Genomic DNA, 797 nt, shown 5'->3' on the forward strand with positions numbered 1-797 from the left:
ATTTCAGTCTGCGTGCTACTTCTGTCTGATTTCCGTATGTTTCAACGAGCATGTCTGGAATGGTTTTTACTGAGAACGTCATGCGGCCTCACTTCTGCTATTTCGCAGGTCTTTGAGTTTCTGTTGGTACTCTGCCTTGATCGCCTTGCACTCTTCGATAGTCCAGCGATGGCGGTTATGGTTTGATTCGATTTCGTCTACTGCTTCCTGCCCGATGCGGCTAATCAGTTCGACGCGATACGGAACGAGATTTCCGCTTTTGTGCTGGTTGCACACCACGCATTGCTTGTGAATATTGCGTTCATTAAATCGGAGTTGAGGTGCCGCAGCAGTTGTCCGGTAATGTCCGGCATCCCACTGAGCAGACGTGAGCGTTCCGCACGAGATACATGGTAAGTCGCGGTCTCTTTCTCTGATGAAGGCGTTTACGGCTTGTTGGGCTTGTTTAATCCAGTAACTGCGGGGCTTTAAGGCGAGTTTTCGAATCTTAAGTTTATCTTTCTGTTTCTGCTCCTCTCGTCGTCGTTTCTTCTCTGCTGCTTTTTCCGCTTTTTCGCGTTCTTTACTTCGTCGTTCGAGTGCTATCTTGGTTCCACACTCTGGAGAGCACCACCACTGATTAGCGAATGCAGGGTGAAACCATTCCCGGCATTCATCGTTTTTACATCGTCTTCGCGCTGGTTTAGCCATCATCTTCTTCCTCGTGCATCGAGCTATTCGGATCGCTCATCAGTTCTGCGCAGCAGTGCTCACACCCGTGAGCTTACAGCACAGGCAGCTTCTGACCGCAGTTAGCG

Annotated in this window: 2 protein-coding genes; both read right to left on the reverse strand. The window is 49.7% G+C overall.

The features are described 5' to 3' along the window. Positions 1-82 (reverse strand): hypothetical protein (locus CSC70_RS14865; RefSeq protein ID WP_425501599.1); only part of this gene is annotated, 82 nt, incomplete at its 3' end. Continuing rightward, positions 79-693 carry a recombination protein NinG gene (locus CSC70_RS13815; RefSeq protein WP_015979261.1) on the reverse strand — a complete coding sequence of 205 codons (615 nt, stop codon included), beginning with the start codon at positions 691-693 and terminating at the stop codon, positions 79-81. The genes CSC70_RS13815 and CSC70_RS14865, both read right to left, overlap by 4 nt. Positions 694-797 lie beyond the last annotated feature (104 nt).

Origin of the sequence: Pseudoxanthomonas kalamensis DSM 18571, assembly GCF_010211745.1 — a bacterium.
GTDB classification, from domain to species: domain Bacteria; phylum Pseudomonadota; class Gammaproteobacteria; order Xanthomonadales; family Xanthomonadaceae; genus Pseudoxanthomonas_A; species Pseudoxanthomonas_A kalamensis.

What these genes read in the sequence shown, in the direction of transcription:
- CSC70_RS13815 (WP_015979261.1), bottom strand. Translation starts at nt 693, where the DNA reads ATGATGGCTAAACCAGCGCGAAGACGATGTAAAAACGATGAATGCCGG.